A 17197-nucleotide genomic window follows, 5' to 3' on the forward strand; every position below is an offset into this window, starting at 1 on the left:
TCTGCCGGTATCTCCGACGAGAGCGGGCGGTGACGCCCTACTGGTCGGCCCTCATGGTCTCGTTCGGTTCGGGCGCTGGGGTTGAATCCGGCTCGGACGGCAGTGCGCCGCCACCGCCCGTTCCGGCACCAGGGAGCGAGCCGCCAGGTCCGGACTCGCCGGAGTCTGCGGGCTGTGGTGCGTCTGCGGGTGATTTCTCGCCTGTAACGAGGAAGTCAAGCAGATTCCCGACTAGCTGTTCGTTGTCGGCCCGGTAGAGGAACTCCTGTGTGAAGACGTTCGTGTCACCGACGGTGACGACGTTCCCCGAGCGGGCAACGACGCCGTACGTGTCCTGTCGCCGGGTCTTCGAGAGCGTTGTCTGTTCCGTCGTAGTGACCACGGTGTCGCCACCCTGAACGGGGAGTGCGGCGTAGAAGACCGTTCGGTCGACGCCCTCTGTGAGTTCCGTATCGCCCGTCGGCGTCGCGTAGACGTTCTGGTAGTTGGTGTCATACTCGTGCATGTTGTACAGGTAGCCGTTCCCGTACGAGAGGCCGTACTGACTCGCCAGTGGGGCCATCGGCATGGTCACGCTATCGGAGCGAACCGGGCCGAACAGCCCCAGTCCGGCGGGACTCGCCTGTGACGGCTCGTTCAGCAAGAGCACGCGACCGCCTGCATCGCTGAACTCGGTCAGACCGTTCATCTCACTCTCGGTGTAGCGCTGTTCCGCGCCGAGAACGACGAAGGCGTCAGCCGAACGCAGTGACTCGTTGAGCGGGCTTCCGCTCTGTCGCTCACCGACGTGGTAGCGTACCGTCGCTCCGTTCTCGGTCAGGGTCGATACGAGCGGTGTGAGCGCTTCGCGGTCGATGTCGCCGGCGTGAGCGACGTCGATAACGACGACCTTCCCGGACGCGTCAGCCGACATCGAGAGGTCACCGCTCTCGGCTGCCGGCGTCGCGACGGACTCGTCGCTGTTGAACGACGGGGCGTTCACCTGGGTTACATCGGGGGCCGCCTGACTGCCACCACCACCGCCGATTGCTACGGTGCCGACGACCGCCGAGAGGATGAGGATACCGACGAAGAATCCTGCTCGAACGACCGTACTTGAGCTATTGGCTGCCATTTCAGGCACCTCCCTGTGCGCTGCTGTTGTAGACGACTTGCTGATTTTCCGGCGTGCCGTATATCATGAGGAAGTGGACTGTGTCGACGCCCTGGAACGTGTACGGTGCGCCTTCGGCGGCGACGGTAGCGTTCCCACCGGCTTCACTCCCGCCACTGAGCAGGAACAGCCCCCGTGGGTCCGCGGGGTTGCGGTACACGACCTGATACTCCGAGAGGTCGGCGGCTTCGGCCGCGCCGGCTATCGCGGCTTCGAGTCCACCGACTTCGTCCGCATAGCCGGTCTGGACCGCGCGACCGCCCTGATAGGCTGACGCTTCAGCGACAGTCTCGCGGGACACGTTGAGCCTGTCACCGCGTTCGGTCATGACTGCCCCGACGAAGGCCCGCTTCATTGATTCGAGACTGGCGTAGTATTGGTCGCGCGTCATACCTCGATGGGCTTTGTCGGGTCCAGTGGTGGCGGCGGAGCTCAGACCGTCGCTCGGCGCGGTTCCGATGACGCCGACGTGGCCGACGAGACTGGCCGGCGTCACGTAGATGCGGTCGCTCGGGACCGCGGTGTAGTACGCGCCGGAAGCGGCGTACTGGTTCACACTCGTATACACCGGTTTTTCGGCCGAGAGCCGCTTGACCGCCAGATACATCGATTCACTGGCGGCGGCGCTTCCCCCTGGACTCGATACCCGGAGGACGACCGCTTCGACCGACTCGTTGCTGCGGAGTTCGCGGAGCTCCTGTATCGTGTCCTGTGAACTAGAGCCGGAGATTGTTTCGTCGATGTTCACTACAGCGACGTACTGTTCGTCACCCTCGGCGACCGACGCCGCATACGGCACGACGGCGGCACCAATGAGAATGGCGATAACCGCAAGTACCGTATATGATTGGAGGGCAGTTGCGACCCGTCTATCGATTGGGTTGTTCATGCGACAACATAGATTCGCTGTCACGTTAGCCTAATAAAAGCATAGCCTGAACTGCTGGGTCAGAAGTCGCCGGACCGGAACGACATGAGAAGTTTCCTTACTGTCGACCTGCAACTGATATCTATGGATCAACGAAAGCCGCCAGCCACGGAAGAGGGCTGGTACGCGCTGCACGATTGCCGGAGTATCGACTGGGACGCCTGGCGCGAGGCCCCCCAGCGAGTCCGCGACCGTGCGCTCTCGGAGGGGATCGGCTTCCTCGACGCGTACGAAGCCGTCGAAGACGCCGAGGAGGGACAGACGGCAGTGTACACCGTCATGGGTCACAAGGCGGACATCATGATCCTCCACCTGCGGCCGACGATGGGCGACCTCGACGCGGCCGAACGGCACTTCGAGCAGACGGAGTTCGCCGCCTTCACCGAACAGGAGTTCTCGTACGTCTCCGTGACGGAGGCCTCAGGCTACACCGAGAAGTCCCGCGAGTACTTCGAGGGTGAGGTAGACGACGACTCCGGGTTGGCCCAGTACATCCAGGCCCGACTCCACCCCGACGTGCCCGACGACGAGTTCGTCTGCTTCTACCCGATGAGCAAGCGCCGCCAGCCCGACCAGAACTGGTACGACACCTCCTTCGAGGAGCGGGCGGCCCACATCAAACGCCACGGCGACATCGGCCGCACCTACGGCGGCGACGTGAACCAGATGATCGCCGGCTCCATCGGCTTCGACGACTGGGAGTGGGGCATCACGCTCTGGAGCGACGACATGCGCCACATCAAGGAGCTGCTGACCGAGATGCGCTTTGACCCCTCGACCTCGCAGTTCGCCGAGTTCGGCCCCTTCTACGTCGGCCGGCGGTTCGATCCCTCGGAGTTGCCGGCCGTGCTGGCCGGCCAGCGGGTGCCGACCGACGACGAGTCGGTTCCGGAGACGCCGGCGGACGTTGCGGAACACGAGCACGCTCCGACTGATGCCGGCACGAGTCACAGCCACGCCGAAGAGCCGACGGCGAGCGACGCACAGGCCGGGGCACACGCCGGCGGGGACACCGATAGTCACGGCGGTGCCCACCCCGGCAGCGCCAGCGAGGGTGACCATCCGCATTCGGAGGAATCGTCCGACGGGGATGACTCGGGGTCGTCGAGCAGTTCGGGCGGCCGGCCGGACGTCTCGGCCGACTTCGAAGAGGTCGACGACGCCGCACAGCGGCTCGGTCGGCTGGGACTGCACGAAGGTGAGGCGTACGACGCCGGGGACTACGCGCTGGTGTTTCACTCCTCGGCGGATGCGGAGGACATCGTCGACGACGTGTCCGACCTCGAGAGCAGTTTCGACCACTACGACCGCCACGTCCGGACGGCCGTGCGCGCCGACAGCGGCCAGACCTACGTCGTCAGCATCTGGACGGCGAAAGACGCCGCCGAGACGGCGGCCGGGTTCCTGTCCGATATCGACGGCGTCGAGGAGCAACTCGGCGGCCCGCTCGGCGAGGGTGCCGAGAGTAGCGAGACCGAGGCCAACAGCGACGCCCAGACCGCCGAGTCGTCGCAGTCGATCCGCGAGACGCTCGAATCGGCGGGCGTCTACGCCGGGCAACCGCACGGTGAGGACGTGTACGCACTGGTCGTATACTCCGAAGCTGACGCCGAAACGCTCGACGAGGAAGTCGCAGACCTCCGGAGCGCGTTCGACCGCTACGACACCCACGTCCAGACGACGGTGTACGGCGACACCGACGGCGATGTCGCGGCTGTCGCGTCGCTGTGGGACACCGAAGACGCCGCCCAGACCGCCAGCGACTACCTCACCGACCTGCCCGGTGTCGTCGGCCGCCACGGCGAGGGCGACGGGTTCGGGACGATGGGGATGTTCTACACGGTCAAGCCTGAGTACCACGACGACTTCGTCGAGAAGTTCGACACTGTCGGCGGCCTGCTCGAAGAGATGGACGGCCACCGCGAGACCTCGCTGCTGTTCAACCACGACGACGCGAACGACATGTTCATCGCGAGCCAGTGGGACTCACAGGAGGATGCGATGGCGTTCTTCCGCTCGGACGACTTCTCGGAGACGGTCGACTGGGGTCGCGACGTACTGGCTGACCGACCGCGGCACGTCTTCCTGGCCTGAATCAGAGGCCAACTGTTCGTTAGTGACTGGCGACGAACCGCAGCCGCCGGTAGTCGACGGTCCACGTCTCAGTCTCGGTGTCGTATAACGTCGGTCGCAGCCGGTCCTCGATACTGTCCAGAACGGCTCCGTGGTCGCGTTCGGGGACCGGAGCCAGCACCGAATCGCCGAACATTTCGAGCCATTCTCTCAAGCCCGCGCTACCGCCTTCAAGCGGTGTCGGACGGTCAAACAGCCACGCTGCGGTGACCTCCAGTCCGTGCGCTTCGAGACGCGACGTGTACTCGCCGAGGCTCGGGAAATACCACGGGTTCCCGGTCTCGTAGCCCCGTTCGGCGAGTACCGAACGGACCGCTGTTTCGACCTGTGAGACGTTCCCCTGGCCGCCAAGTTCCGCGACGAAGCGACCGCCTTCGTCCAAGGCCTCGGCGACCATCGACAACACGGCGTCGTGGTCGTCGCTGGGTATCCAGTGCAGTGCGGCGTTCGAGAAGACAGCGTCGAACGTGCCGGGGTCGTAGTCCCGGGCGTCGGCGACCTCGAACGTCAGGTCGGGGTACTGCTCGCGAGCCTGAGCGACCATCTCTTCGGCGGCGTCGATGCCGACCACAGCCGCACCCCGGTCGGCGATTTCGGCCGTCAGGTGGCCCGTGCCACAGCCGATATCGAGGACGCGCTCGCTCGGCTGCGCGTCCAGCAACTCGACCACGTCCGCTCCGTACTCGGCGACAAAGCTGTGTCCCCCGTCGTAGTCGTCGGGGTCCCACTCGTTTTCCGGCATTGACTGGGCTATCACCCGAGTGGAATGAAAAGCGTACTGCCGGTGTGTGATTCCGTCTCAGTCGTCGTCTTCGGTCGTCGTCCGGTCGATGTCCTTCTCGCCGAAGTAGATCTCCGCTCCGTCCTGGGCCACCTTCTCGGCGAGGACGGCACATTTCACCCGCATCGGCGAGATGTCGACGCCGAGCATCTCTGTGATGTCGTCACGGTCCATCGCTTCCAGGTCCTCGACCGCCATCCCAGCTAGCTCCTGTGAAAGCATCGACGCCGAAGCCTGAGAGATGGCACAGCCGTCGCCCTGGAAGGCGACCCGCTCGATGGTCTCCTCGCTCTCGTCGAGGACGACATCCATCCGTATCTCGTCGCCGCACATCGGGTTCTCGCCGATGTGGGTAAACGTCGGGTCCTCGATCTCCCCGTAGTTCCGCGGGTTCTTGTAGTGATCGAGGATCTGCTGCCGGTACATGTCCGAGCCACCGATACCCATAATTGAACTATGATACGGCTGTCAGTCGGAAAAGCGTTCCGAGGTATCGGTTCGCATGTATTTTCCTTCGCCAGGGACCGCCCCGACGGTCTGTGAGCACTGACCGACGCTCTCCCGTCAGTAGGCAGTATTTACTATCGCAGCTCGTTCTGTCAACACATGGGGCAGAACGACGCTTCGGCTTCTACCGACTGTGCTGTCCGACCCGTGGGGTTCGTCAGCGATGCGCCGGTAATCCGACAGATTGGCGACCGGTCGCTGTATCTCGGAAACAAACACGCGGCACGACCCGAGACACACGACCAGTCCTTCGATTACGTGCTTTCAGCGACGAGCGAGGCGTACCCGCTCACGACCGCCCACCATCCGCTCACTGACGGCCCGGGGAACGAGTGGGCGGCGTTCGAGGCGGCCGTCGATACCGCCCGGCGCTTCGTCCGAGCGGACGGTCCGGCACTGATTCACTGCAAGGCTGGCGTCTCCCGGAGTTCGACGCTGCTTGCGACGGCCATCGCCGCCGAGGAGGACCGCCCGCTCTCGAACGCGCTGGCGGCTGTACAGGAGGCCCGGCCGATTGCGACGCCGAACCCCGCTCTCTATGAGCTAGCTGTCATTTACCTCGCTACGGACCCGTGATTTCCCGATACGTACCTATTGGACCTACTCCGTGACGGCGTTCTCGTCTTTCGTGACGACTTCGTCGCGGACTTGGTCGACCCACAGCGCAACCGGCCAGTCCTCTGTCTGGTACGGCTCATTCCCTTCGAGCAATTCGAGGCGTCCGACCGAGTCCGACGGCATTGCGACCAGTCCCTCGTGACTGGTTTCTCCCACAGATTCTATCTTGTGTCGTGCCCCACCGGGTAGATAGACGAACTCGCGTCGTTCAGCCCGGATTACTTGCTCGCTTCCGTCTTCGCGTTTCAGCGTGTATCTGGCGGCACCATCGAGGCACAGACACACCTCGTCGAAACTGGGTGCGTGCGTGTGCCAGTCAATGACCGCGCCAGGGTCCATCTCGAAGTACAGCAACTTGAATTCGTTCGTGATACACACCGGGTACGTCCGGATGTCGTCCCCACCCTGCTCGAAGTGGCTGGCGTCGTCGAGCGACACCTTGTACATCGTTTGATCGGGAAGGTGCGTGTAATCGAGGGCTTCCGGCGTCAGCGGCCGCTCCGCTTCATCGGTATCAGTCATTGTTCCGCCGAAAGTTATCGGCGGTGTGTCATATAGGTGGCGTGCACCGCGGTAATGTAAAAAATTGCCAATAAATCACTCCGCAACTCCGACGGAGACTGCGAGTGGGATTACGCGAACAGCTGGCGGGCGTCGTCGATAGCTGAAACGAGCTTGTCCACTTCTTCACGCGTGTTATAGATGTAGAACGAGGCTCGTGCGGAGGCGGGGACGCCCATCTTGTCGTGGAGGGGCTGGGTGCAGTGGTCGCCGGCGCGGATGGCGACGGCGGAGTCGTTGAGGATCGAGGAGAGGTCGTGGGCGTGGACCGAATCGAGGTTGAACGCGACCAGACCGCCTCGTTCCGTTCCCGCGGACGGGCCGTACGTCTCCACGTCGCCTTCGTCCCGGAGTTGTTCAAGCGCGTACTGGGCGAGTTGTTCCTCGTGGCGCTGGATTCGTTCCATACCGATGTCGTCGAGGTAGTCACAGGCCTCCGCCAGCGCGATGCCCTGGCAGATGACGGGCGTGCCGGCCTCGAACTTCCAGGGGAGGTCGTTCCAGGTAGCGTCCTCGAAGGTGACCTTCTTGATCATCTCGCCGCCGTAGAGGTACGGCTCCATCTCCTCAAGCAGGTGCTTCTTGCCGTAGAGGACGCCGATACCGGTCGGACCGGCCATCTTGTGGCCCGAGAAGGCCAGGAAGTCAGCGTCGATGGCTTCCACGTCGACTGGGCGGTTCGGGACCGACTGCGCGCCGTCGACGAAGATGTACGACCCGTGGTCGTGGGCGATGTCCGCCAGCTCCGAGACCGGATTGACCGTGCCGAGCGTGTTCGAGACGTGGACGACGCTGACCATCGCCGTGTCGTCGGTGATGATTTCACGGGCGTGGTCCATGTCGAGCGTGCCGTCCTCCTTGACGCTGATGTACCGACACGTCGCGCCGGTCTTCTTGGCGATCTGCTGCCAGGTGACCAGCGAGGCGTGGTGTTCCATCTCCGTGAGGACGACCTCGTCTTCTGGCCCGAGTTCGTTCAGGCCCCAGGCGTAGGCGACGAGGTTCTCGCTTTCGGTGGTGTTCTTGGTGAAGATGATCTCCTCGCGCTCGCCCGACGCGCCGATGAACTCGGCGACGCGGTCGTGGGCGTCCTCGTAGGCGACGCTGGCCTCCTGGCTGAGTTGGTGGAGGCCGCGGTGGACGTTGGCGTTCGTCGTCCGGTAGTAGTCAGCGATGGTCTCGACGACCGGCTCGGGCGTCTGCGTTGTGGCCGCGTTGTCGAGGTACACCACCTGCTCGCCGTCGAATTCGCGCTGGAGGATGGGGAAGTCCTCGCGGATACGCTCTACGTCCAAGAGCTCGGATTCAGAATGTCCCATTACCTCTATACAGGGACTCGACAGGCAACATTCCTTCGGTCGCAGGTATTACGGAACGGTTCGACGAGAGTGCGGCCAGTCAATGTGACAGCCTGCAGACGGGCCAGTAAACGAGCGCTCAGCACCACCGCAGCCGCGTTGACGATTAGTGGCGTTCCGGAGCGCGAACCGGCGGGGTTTCCTGACAGGCGGGACAACTGACTGGCGTATCTCCGTCTACTCTACGGGTCCGCGCCCGACGGTGTAGACGCGATGACTGGTGTCAGACAGGGTCAGTGTGTCCCGTCCGTCGATGACGACTGAGCCCGCTGGTCGGCCCATCGAGGCCCAGTCTAGCGCCCCGAACTCGTCGTGCGGTGTGACCATGACGATAGCGTCGTAGTCCCGCTCTGACGCCCGAGAAAGTGGTAGCTGCTCCAGGTCGAACTCGGCGGTATCGTCGAGAAGCGGGTCGATCCCGTCGACGTCGGCCCCGGCCGCTGACAGCCTCTCTGCGATTGGACGGGCCGGCGATGTCTGCGTTTCCTCCACACCGGGTCGATAGGTCAGCCCGAGCACAAGGACGCTGGCCGCGGCCAGTTCCACGCCGTCGGCGGCCAGTTCCTCGCGGAGTGTCTCGACTGTAAACACCGGCATCGAATCGTTGACCTCGCGTGCGGTTTCGAGCAACGGCGCCTCGGTGTCAAACGGTTCGATGAGGAAGTGGGGGTAGACCGGGATACAGTGGCCACCAACTCCGGGTCCAGGATCGTGGATGTCACAGAACGGTTGCGTGTTGGCAGCCTCGATTGCTGCCCGAACGTCGACGTCAAGCTCGTCGGTGAACGTCGCTAGCTCGTTTGCCAGCGCGATGTTGACATCACGGTACAACCCTTCAAACAGCTTGACACATTCGGCAGTGGTTGCGTCGGCGACAGCGATAACACCGCTGTCGTTGATACTGGCGTAGATGCACTCTGCCAGTCGGGTGCTCTCATCGTCGACACCGCCAACGACCTTCGGGTACGCGCCGCGGATGTCCTGAATAGCGCGTCCACTCGCGGTCCGCTCGGGACAGAATGCGACACCGAACGCATCGGTCTCTAAGCCGGCTGCCGCAGCGATGCCGGGCCGGACGCGGTCAGCAGTCGTCCGTGGTGGAACGGTGCACTCAACGAGGACGAGGTCGCCGGGCGCGACGCCCTCCGCAATCCCGTCGATAGCAGCGTCAAGCATGGAGAGATCGGGCTCAGACGTGTCCGTAAGTGGTGTTGGTACGATGACGACGTGAACGGTCGCTGCAGCCGCCGCAGCGGCCGGGTCAGACGTCGCGCGAAGTTCCCCGGCGGCGACACAGTCTGCCACTAAATCGGGCAGTCCCGGTTCGCGCTGGACGTGGCAGTTGCCAGCATTGACACTTTCAACGACTGCCGGATCGATGTCGACACCGATGACAGCGCCACAGACGTCGGCAAACACAGCAGCCAGAGGGAGCCCCATCTTGCCGAGTCCGTACACTGCCACCGGGAGGGTTCCGTTTTCAAACGCGGTTTGAACCTGCTCGGCAGTGGCGTCGTTCCCGTAAACGCCACCTACTGACTCAGTCTGTCTGTGCATTGGTGGTGAACTCCCTTTCCGAAGACCCCGCGTCGAACGCTTTTCGGTCAATTGTCTGTGCTAACTCGACGGCTCGGATCCCGTCCTCACCTGTGACACGCGGTTGGCTGTTCGTCTGTACAGCATCGAGGAAGGACTCGAGTTCGCGTTTGAGTGGTTCCCCGGTGCGTACTGCCGGCTTCTCGACGATACTCTCATGGCGGTACCGGACCTCGTTGTCCGTCGCAACGTACTCCGGAACTGACTGGCGATGGACTTCTAGTGACTGATCAATGAAGTCAGCAGTCACGTAACAGGAATCCGCGGTGATTTTGAACTGGCGGATCTTCTTTTCTGTGACCCTGCTCGCCGTCAGTGAGCCGATGACTCCGGAGGAGAACTCTAACGTTGCTGTCGCGTATCGGCCCTGTGCAGCGCCGCTGACCTGAATATCTGATACTGCGGACGGCAGGAGATGACAGATCAGATCGATGTCGTGTATCATGAGGTCGGTGACTGCCGAGTCCTCAACGGTGCGATCGACTGACGGCCCTAGCCGTTTGGCCGACACAGAAATAACATCGATATCTGCGAGGATCTCCTCTAAGACCTCTGTCACAGGGTTGAACCGCTCTATATGGCCTACCTGAAGGGTCACGTCCACGGCATCCGCAGCGTCGATGAGGTCGCGTCCGGTCGCAGTCTTCACGACCAACGGCTTTTCGATCAACATCCCAGTCCCAGCGTCAATACACTGTCGAGCAACCTCGGCGTGGTACCGCGTCGGGACGGCGATTGAGACCGCATCGGCTTGCTTGCACAGGTCCGCGCTGTCACAGGCCCGGACCTCATTTTTGTCAGCGATCTGCTTTGCTCGGTCCGCGTTGGCGTCGGCCACACCGATCAGCGTCGCACCGGACAGTTCGTTGTAGACACGGGCGTGGTGTCGACCCATTGCTCCGACGCCAACAACTCCGACATCGAGCGTCTCACCCATACGTCTGGACCACCTCCCCAACTCGCTCGATCTCACGCTGCTCCAGCGCCGGATGTACCGGAAGTGAGCATACTTCCGCAGCTGCGCGCTTCGCTTCGGGCGTGTCGGCAGTAACACCGCTGTACGCCTCTTGTTCGTTGATCGGGGTCGGGTAATAAACACCGCATCCGATATCGTGTGCGGTGAGATGGTCGATCAATCCATCTCGGTCCCGACAGCGAACAGTGTACTGATTGTAGGCGTGCCGGCGGTCGGACGGTTCGACAGGAGTCGTTAGGTCAGTTGCCGAGAGTGCGTCAGTTAGTATCGTCGCGTACTCTCGCCGGGTCGCGACGTACTCTGGAAGGCATTCTAGTTGTGCCAGGCCGATAGCGGCGGCGATACTCGTCATCCGGAAATTATGCCCTACGTCGGTGTATCCCTCGTCGCCACGACCGTGGTTGACGAACCGCTCGGTCCGACCCGCGACCACAGGATCGTCGGTGACAACCATCCCACCCTCGCCAGTAGTCATGTTCTTTGTTGGATAAAAGGAGAAACAGGCCACATCGCCGAGACTACCGACCGGCTCGCCGCTGACGGCCGCTCCATGGGCCTGTGCCGCGTCCTCCACCAGCGGGATGTCATGCTCGTCAGCGATCCTTCGCAATCTGGTCATGTCGGCAGGTAATCCGTAGAGATGAACAGCGATGATAGCGTCGACGGCCCCATCGTGGGCCGCAATAGTCCGTTCAACGCTGTCGGGGTCTAAGGTGTACGTTGCCGGAGCGATGTCGGCAAATATCGGCTCCGCCCCGGCGAGGCGAACTGCGTTCGCGCTCGCGATGAACGAGAACGTCGTCGTCAGGACACGGTCGCCACTTCCGATGCCAAGTCCTTTCAGCGCGGCGTGGAGGGCTGTGGTCCCGTTAGCGGTAGCAACGGCGTGGGACACCCCACAGTGCGTGGCGAACTCGGTTTCGAACTTTCGCACCTGCGGGCCATCCGCCAGCTGTCCGCTATCGAGCACTGCTTGCACCCGCTCGCGCTCCGCATCCCCGATGTCGGGTGTGGCAAGGTTGATCATTGCTCTAGCCTGTTTCGTGTATCTAGTTCAGGCGGTAGTGGTTCGTGGCTGGCCGGGACGCCGACTGCCAAGCTATTCGGCGGAACATCCGTCGTGACGACTGCCCCTGCAGCAACAAAGCTGTGCTCGCCGATGGTCACATCGGGTAACACCGTGGCGTTCGCCCCGACAGTGACTCCGTCCTCAATAGTTGGCCCCGCCAGTCCACCGTCGCTACGCACTGGATATCTGTCGTTTGTCAGGACTGCATGTGGGCCGAGGAAGACGTTGTCCCCGATGGTTGTCTGAGACGGGACGTACACACCTGTCTGAAGGCTAACATGAGAGCCAATGTCCGTCTTCCCATCGATAACAGCGTTCGTTCCGAGTACGACATCGTCACTGATGGTTGTATGCTCCCGCACCAGTGCGTTGTGTCCCGTGACAAACGATGCTCCAACGGCGACGTCACAGTAGATTACTGTCCCGGCACGTACTGTTGCCGCTGTGCCGAGGACTGTCGGTGAGACATCGTCATTGTACTCGTAGCCCACCGTCGCCTGTGGCGAAATAGTTGCGCTCTCACCCACCTCAGCTTGCATAGAATTCGATACCTCCGCTCACCCTGTTGCTCGTAAATACGTTGTTCAGCAGGAAAGGAACCAGCGTGTTACTGGCCGAGTACTGCTCTCCATACCACCAACAAGCCCTATGGTTAGAAGGCATGTCCAAGCGGCTATTTTTACTATACAGGTTTTATTATAAAGTATATATTCTATATAATACTACCATACCTATCAGTAAGTTACTCTTTTCAACGAATAATTATATGCACAGTACCTGTAAAATCAGGAGTACTGTACAAACCACCGATACAGTTGCAGTAGTGAATCGATACCGGCTCCGCTCCGCTCCATAGAGTAGAATCCGGTTAGCTCGGGCCCGAAATGGAGTTTATACCTGTTTAGACGGGGGTCACCTGCACCCACCAGTTCATAGGCTGTTCGCCCCCGCTCGATCGCATCAGTAATCCCTCGCCAGATGAGCAACTCATTGACCGGGAGGTCCACATGATCGGGGGGCTTGACGTTCCCGAGCCAGCCCGAAATTGTGTCTCCGTCGTCGTAATAAATGTGCCCGCCGACGACATCGCCATCCACTCGGAGAACGTAGGGGCGGATTTGCCCCGGTTGAAGCGCTTCGTAGAGCCGCCCGGGGAACCCAGTGGGAACGGGGAACGGCTCGCCCTGCTCGTTGTACCGGCTTTCAACGTGGTGCATCACCGTCTCAGTCGCGTCGAGTCCTTCCTCAGAGATCGTGTACTCGGACTCCGACTCCTGCCCGATACGGAGCCGCCGACGCGCCTCGCTGGTAAACCGGTCTCGAACGGCGTCTTTTCCACCAGAGAGGTCGGTGACATACGTATACTCCGGCCGAACTGTACAGTCATTCCACTTGAATTGCCGGACGTCATCGAGCCCGGTTGGCGACCGCACTCGGAGGTACTTCGGATCAATCGTGTCTTCGATATACTCGAATGCCGCATCGATGAATCCCTGCCGACGTCGCTCCCGCTTGCGTTGTTTGGGGTCCCCTCGAACGACGAACGCCGGACCAAGTCGGGGAATCCAGAGGTTCGGTGGCGGGGAAAAAACAGCACTGAACGGCCCCTTGCGAAGCTCGAAGATCGGCAAGACACCGATCGGTTCCTGTCCCTTGAACCCCATCAGCCGGTGGAGTTCCGTCCCTGACTCGGCTGCCAGTTGCTCTAGAGCCGCACACCGGTGAAAGACAGTAGCGTGTGGCGAATGTTCAAGAGCGCTATCCCACTCTTCATGTCGGTCTGTCCCGACGCACTCAATCTCGATACTCATTGTCGTGGTTTGGTTCCAATTGTCATCTCAGTAGTTCTGTCCGCGATAGAGCCGGCGCCCGAATTTGAACGCACGCCAGGCGACCGCCGAAAGCCCTCTGTCCCACTGGACGATCGGGCGGACCGCTGGTCCGTACTGTGACTTGTACGAAAACAATCCGTCTCTGAAGTCCGCACCTGTCGTGCCGAAGTCGTAGCTCTCGAAGCCAGCGTCAATGGCCCACTGAATGGCCGCGCCATGGAGCTGTTCCGATGTCCCGTATTCGTAGGCTGACGTCTCCGGAACTGCCGAAAAGTAGTATCTGAGGGCTGACTGCTCCTCATCTACGATGCAGATGTGTCGGCCGAGGGTATCGCCCTCGCGGCGAGCAGTAAACACCTCGACTCGTTCGTCCATGTGTTCGGCAAGCGCCTCAAAGAAGGCCATTGGAAAGCTATCCGCTCCGATTCGCTCCATGTTCTGGACGTAGTCAGCATGGATCGAGGCCAGCATCGAGCCATCGAAGTCAGTCCGTTCGACGGTGACTGCGTCGTTGCGTAGTTCCGTCCGTCGTGTCCGGTCCATTCCGGACTCGATACGGTCCCACCCGGGCGTGAGGTCAAGTACGAGTCGGCAGGAAGTGACCGTCGATTCATACCCCTGACCGATGAGATACTTACTGTATCTGTTCTGTGCCTGGCTCCCCGTCCGGATTTTGTGCGAAAGCGCCTGCCGTGGCGCTGCTGTTATGAGTGCCGACAGCATCGCATCGAGACACGCCTCGTGGTCTGTGGCGATTACTGGACCGCCAGTGCCGGGATGGAGCGACACTAGACGCTCAGTTGGCAGGTGGCAAGCCGTCGCTTCCACAACCCGATCGGGGCCCGGTAGATCCGCTGGGTCGGGGGTTGCAACCGGTACCAGGACGGTCGGAAGCACGGCAACCGGGTTCGATCCTTTCGTCACGACCGCATGATAGGCCGGCCGATCCAGACCTGCTTCGACTGCCCGGAGCCATTCGTACCGGTGGAACACCGTTCCGAGGTCCGACTGTGTGACGAGATTGTTCCACTGGTTCGCGTTGACGGCTCTAACTGTACTGTGGATCGTCGTCTCGTGAGCAGTCATGCACACCTCCGGTCGATAGCTGATCGGTATACTGCGGTCAGACGCTCTGCCATCCGATTCAGACGTAGCGGCTCGACAGCAGCCCGTCCGTGGACAGCCTCTGACGACTGGAGGGTCGCTGTAAGTGCCGTCGTGAGTTCTTCGTCGTCCGCGCAGACGGCAGACCGAGCGGCCCCATCGATCAGACTCGCGACGTCACCGACATTTACCGAGACCACTGGTGTATTACACGCCAGCGCCTCTTTGACCGCGTTCGGTGACCCCTCGTGGGTCGAGGTCAGTATGAGCGCATCTGCGGCGTTCATGTATGTCGGGACCCGGTCGTGGGCGACCCCATGGACGACCTCAAGCGAGACCGGCGTGTCGAGACGCTCGTTGACCGCATCTATGACACGGACGGCTCGGGGATGGTCCTTTTCGGCACGGTCGGGGTCGTAAGGAAACAGCACATGATACCTGCTGTCATCCCAGCCCAACGTCTCTTTGGCAGTTTCGGTCGGGACTGGCTCGAACTGCTCGAAATCGACGGCATGAGGGATCACATGACACGCTTCTCCAAGCGCATCAGCCATGGCCGAAGACATTACGACGACTTCGTCAGCGAGCGTGGCACACTGGCGACTCAGCCGGTCGTACTGGCCGAAAATGTCCGATCCCCATAACGACAGGACGACCGGACGGGTCGGCTGTGCCAGTGCCATCGGCGCAGTCAATCCATAGTTAGCGTGGACGAGGTCGTATTGCCACGGGGCGGCACTGAGCGATTCCGTGTAGAACCGGAGATACGCCATCGGTGACCGAGTAGCTTCGTCGCCACCGGGCACCTCCAGAACCGTACAGTTGATGCCGTGACGCTCCAGCGCTTCGACTTGCTTGTGAAAAAACGGCCGCCGGGTTGTCACAAGCTGAAGAACGTCCATCGGGATTTACTCCCTCTTTGTGGCAGGAGTGGTCGCTGGGTCCTGCCAGAGACACTCAGTCACGCACATCCACCTCTGTCCCAGAACTCTTCCGGTGGTCGAGGACCACTCCGAGCGAAAAGACGAGGACGCCAAACAGGTTTGCGAGCGCCGCCGCTGTAAGTCCAGTGTCTTGTGCCAGCCCCAGCACGCCGGCGACCAGTCCGACGCAGATCGCACTGAAACCAGCGACGTAACACAGTACGAGCGGGTAGACTCCCTCTCGGACGTATGCTCGATCCAGTCGTGAACAGAAGTTCCGCACCAACAGCCACGAGACCTTTGGAATGTACTCCCGGTAGCGAATACTCGACTCGGCTTCATCGTACTTCGCTGGCATCGGAACATCTGCAACCCGCATCTCACTGACGCTGAGTTCTACAAGCAGATCGTTGCAGTACCCGTAGTACTCGTACATCTCGTCAAGGTCGATCGCCAACAGCGCCTGCCGTGATATGGCTGTATACCCGTTCTGGGGGTCTGTTATCCTCCAATAGCCCGACGCGACCCTTGTCAACGCTGTGAGGATCGCATTGCCGACAAGCCGGGCACGGGGCATCGATTCACGATACGCCGGTCTGTGGAGACGGTTACCCTTCGTGTAGTCCGCCTCGCCGTCGATGATGGGATCGAGGAATGAGTCGAGAATACTCGGGTCCATCTGCCCATCACCGCCCATCACGGCAGTTACGTCAATGTGGTCCCGCAACGCATGGCGGTAGCCTGTTTTGATCGCGCCACCGACGCCGCGATTGGTTTCGTGGCGTATCGGGCAGACTCGCTGTTCAAACCCACCATCTGTTTGCACGGATTGCTCCGGATTGGATGGGGCATCCGCCTGGTCCAGTCTTGCGTGTGCCTGAATTTCTGTCCATGTGTCGTCCATCGAGCAGTCGTCGATAGCGTAAATCCGGTCGACGTATTCCGGAATTGTATCGATGACAGTACCGACAAGTCCTGCTTCGTTGTACGCTGGGACAACCACACCAACAGTGTGCCCTCTATACATCCTCACCCATCAGGCTGAGACAGTCAACTGGCCCCACCAAGGCCTCGCTCGATCGCCTAGCACATATGTATAGTATCATATCTCTCTGCTAACTCCACAGATAGTGTGGCGATGGCTGACTCTCAGTTAATTATAAGTTCATTATCGGTAGAAGGATATCCTTACCAGGTCTGCTGCGGGGCCGAGCCGACAGTCCGCTGTGCGACTGTCTCCATGGTCCGGACCGCGAGACCCGGCCCACGCTTTTGATCGATATATGATAATACCGACTCCATCCGCTTGATCCCCGCGTCGTTGATGAGATTGTTTGGATGAAGCCAGAGGTGGAAGATTCCATCACCACCGTCGACCTGATCGACCCCTCGCTGGACCATTTTGACAACGGGGTCAGCCCACAGTGTCTCTGTTATCTGGCGAGCCCATCCTTCGAAGCAAAACAGTAACAGCGACGCCGGGATCTCAACGAGTCCATGCTCGTCGACACGAGGATGGACAATGGGCGGCGTAATTCCTAGCGGCGAGCCACTGACGGCCCGAACCAGTGGCGTCAATCGATTGTCGGTGTGCCAGCACGGTGGCTGCCGCCCACGGTAACAACGAAAACCCGATCTCGCAAGGACATCGCGATGTG

General features: G+C 61.2%; 17 protein-coding genes. 2 read left to right on the forward strand and 15 right to left on the reverse strand.

All coding sequences use genetic code 11. The annotated features are described in order from the left end of the window. Positions 1-37: 37 nt before the first annotated feature. Entirely contained in the window at positions 38-1114 is a 1077-nt protein-coding gene (locus AV929_RS02415) for a DUF4350 domain-containing protein (protein ID WP_014039344.1), read from the reverse strand. A 1-nt stretch (position 1115) separates the two neighbouring features. Then, on the reverse strand, positions 1116-2042 hold the full coding sequence (locus AV929_RS02420; RefSeq protein WP_014039345.1) for a S49 family peptidase: 927 nt from the start codon (positions 2040-2042) through the stop codon (positions 1116-1118). Between the two features lie 123 nt (positions 2043-2165). Between AV929_RS02420 and AV929_RS02425 the strand changes: the two genes are divergently transcribed. Then, positions 2166-4175: a heme-binding protein gene (locus tag AV929_RS02425; RefSeq protein WP_064287336.1), complete on the forward strand. Its 2010-nt coding sequence runs from the start codon at positions 2166-2168 to the stop codon at positions 4173-4175. Positions 4176-4194: 19 nt separating this feature from the next. On the opposite strand, the gene AV929_RS02430 is transcribed toward AV929_RS02425, so the two are convergent. Both AV929_RS02430 and AV929_RS02435 read right to left on the reverse strand, forming a co-directional pair. Next, a complete protein-coding gene (locus AV929_RS02430; protein WP_050037467.1) occupies positions 4195-4956 on the reverse strand; it encodes a trans-aconitate 2-methyltransferase in 762 nt (253 codons plus the stop codon). Positions 4957-5013: 57 nt separating this feature from the next. Further along, positions 5014-5442: an iron-sulfur cluster assembly scaffold protein gene (locus AV929_RS02435; protein ID WP_014039348.1), complete on the reverse strand. Its 429-nt coding sequence runs from the start codon at positions 5440-5442 to the stop codon at positions 5014-5016. 159 nt (positions 5443-5601) lie between these two features. Here AV929_RS02435 and AV929_RS02440 point away from each other — a divergent pair, with 159 nt between their 5' ends. After that, positions 5602-6078 (forward strand): dual specificity protein phosphatase family protein, encoded by a 477-nt coding sequence (locus AV929_RS02440; RefSeq protein WP_064287337.1) that lies wholly within the window; start codon positions 5602-5604, stop codon positions 6076-6078. Positions 6079-6102: 24 nt separating this feature from the next. Here AV929_RS02440 and AV929_RS02445 read toward each other — a convergent pair whose 3' ends face one another. From AV929_RS02445 to AV929_RS22545, 11 genes are all read right to left on the reverse strand, one after another. Beyond that, complete coding sequence (locus tag AV929_RS02445) at positions 6103-6642, reverse strand: cupin domain-containing protein (RefSeq protein ID WP_050037468.1); 540 nt, start codon at positions 6640-6642, stop codon at positions 6103-6105. A 110-nt stretch (positions 6643-6752) separates the two neighbouring features. Beyond that, positions 6753-8000, reverse strand: coding sequence for an aminotransferase class V-fold PLP-dependent enzyme (locus AV929_RS02450; RefSeq protein ID WP_064287339.1), 1248 nt, complete (start codon positions 7998-8000; stop codon positions 6753-6755). A 216-nt stretch (positions 8001-8216) separates the two neighbouring features. Next, complete coding sequence (locus tag AV929_RS02455) at positions 8217-9596, reverse strand: nucleotide sugar dehydrogenase (RefSeq protein ID WP_064287341.1); 1380 nt, start codon at positions 9594-9596, stop codon at positions 8217-8219. Continuing rightward, positions 9580-10572, reverse strand: coding sequence for a Gfo/Idh/MocA family protein (locus AV929_RS02460; RefSeq protein ID WP_014039353.1), 993 nt, complete (start codon positions 10570-10572; stop codon positions 9580-9582). Before AV929_RS02460 ends, AV929_RS02455 begins: the two co-directional genes overlap by 17 nt. Next, positions 10565-11638 carry a DegT/DnrJ/EryC1/StrS aminotransferase family protein gene (locus AV929_RS02465; protein WP_014039354.1) on the reverse strand — a complete coding sequence of 358 codons (1074 nt, stop codon included), beginning with the start codon at positions 11636-11638 and terminating at the stop codon, positions 10565-10567. The genes AV929_RS02460 and AV929_RS02465 overlap by 8 nt, the downstream gene beginning before the upstream one ends. Further along, a complete protein-coding gene (locus AV929_RS02470; RefSeq protein WP_014039355.1) occupies positions 11635-12219 on the reverse strand; it encodes an acyltransferase in 585 nt (194 codons plus the stop codon). Before AV929_RS02470 ends, AV929_RS02465 begins: the two co-directional genes overlap by 4 nt. Before the next feature lie 246 nt (positions 12220-12465). Further along, complete coding sequence (locus tag AV929_RS02475) at positions 12466-13491, reverse strand: GNAT family N-acetyltransferase (protein ID WP_014039356.1); 1026 nt, start codon at positions 13489-13491, stop codon at positions 12466-12468. Between the two features lie 27 nt (positions 13492-13518). After that, on the reverse strand, positions 13519-14598 hold the full coding sequence (locus tag AV929_RS02480) for a GNAT family N-acetyltransferase (RefSeq protein ID WP_014039357.1): 1080 nt from the start codon (positions 14596-14598) through the stop codon (positions 13519-13521). Next, positions 14595-15518, reverse strand: coding sequence for a glycosyltransferase (locus AV929_RS02485; protein ID WP_023843102.1), 924 nt, complete (start codon positions 15516-15518; stop codon positions 14595-14597). Before AV929_RS02485 ends, AV929_RS02480 begins: the two co-directional genes overlap by 4 nt. 55 nt (positions 15519-15573) lie before the next feature. After that, positions 15574-16566, reverse strand: a complete 993-nt coding sequence (locus AV929_RS02490) for a glycosyltransferase family 2 protein (protein WP_044951633.1) — start codon at positions 16564-16566, stop codon at positions 15574-15576. Between the two features lie 161 nt (positions 16567-16727). Beyond that, positions 16728-17117 carry a hypothetical protein gene (locus tag AV929_RS22545; RefSeq protein WP_014039360.1) on the reverse strand — a complete coding sequence of 130 codons (390 nt, stop codon included), beginning with the start codon at positions 17115-17117 and terminating at the stop codon, positions 16728-16730. Positions 17118-17197: the final 80 nt, after the last annotated feature.

It is taken from the genome of Haloarcula sp. K1, from assembly GCF_001647155.1.
GTDB lineage: Archaea > Halobacteriota > Halobacteria > Halobacteriales > Haloarculaceae > Haloarcula > Haloarcula hispanica.

Bases quoted from the DNA above. Each gene is read 5' to 3' on its own strand.
- AV929_RS02415 (WP_014039344.1), bottom strand. From the start codon at position 1,114: ATGGCAGCCAATAGCTCAAGTACGGTCGTTCGAGCAGGATTCTTCGTC.
- AV929_RS02420 (WP_014039345.1), bottom strand. From the start codon at position 2,042: ATGAACAACCCAATCGATAGACGGGTCGCAACTGCCCTCCAATCATAT.
- AV929_RS02425 (WP_064287336.1), top strand. From the start codon at position 2,166: ATGGATCAACGAAAGCCGCCAGCCACGGAAGAGGGCTGGTACGCGCTG.
- AV929_RS02430 (WP_050037467.1), bottom strand. From the start codon at position 4,956: ATGCCGGAAAACGAGTGGGACCCCGACGACTACGACGGGGGACACAGC.
- AV929_RS02435 (WP_014039348.1), bottom strand. From the start codon at position 5,442: ATGGGTATCGGTGGCTCGGACATGTACCGGCAGCAGATCCTCGATCAC.
- AV929_RS02440 (WP_064287337.1), top strand. From the start codon at position 5,602: ATGGGGCAGAACGACGCTTCGGCTTCTACCGACTGTGCTGTCCGACCC.
- AV929_RS02445 (WP_050037468.1), bottom strand. From the start codon at position 6,642: ATGACTGATACCGATGAAGCGGAGCGGCCGCTGACGCCGGAAGCCCTC.
- AV929_RS02450 (WP_064287339.1), bottom strand. From the start codon at position 8,000: ATGGGACATTCTGAATCCGAGCTCTTGGACGTAGAGCGTATCCGCGAG.
- AV929_RS02455 (WP_064287341.1), bottom strand. From the start codon at position 9,596: ATGCACAGACAGACTGAGTCAGTAGGTGGCGTTTACGGGAACGACGCC.
- AV929_RS02460 (WP_014039353.1), bottom strand. From the start codon at position 10,572: ATGGGTGAGACGCTCGATGTCGGAGTTGTTGGCGTCGGAGCAATGGGT.
- AV929_RS02465 (WP_014039354.1), bottom strand. From the start codon at position 11,638: ATGATCAACCTTGCCACACCCGACATCGGGGATGCGGAGCGCGAGCGG.
- AV929_RS02470 (WP_014039355.1), bottom strand. From the start codon at position 12,219: ATGCAAGCTGAGGTGGGTGAGAGCGCAACTATTTCGCCACAGGCGACG.
- AV929_RS02475 (WP_014039356.1), bottom strand. From the start codon at position 13,491: ATGAGTATCGAGATTGAGTGCGTCGGGACAGACCGACATGAAGAGTGG.
- AV929_RS02480 (WP_014039357.1), bottom strand. From the start codon at position 14,598: ATGACTGCTCACGAGACGACGATCCACAGTACAGTTAGAGCCGTCAAC.
- AV929_RS02485 (WP_023843102.1), bottom strand. From the start codon at position 15,518: ATGGACGTTCTTCAGCTTGTGACAACCCGGCGGCCGTTTTTTCACAAG.
- AV929_RS02490 (WP_044951633.1), bottom strand. From the start codon at position 16,566: ATGTATAGAGGGCACACTGTTGGTGTGGTTGTCCCAGCGTACAACGAA.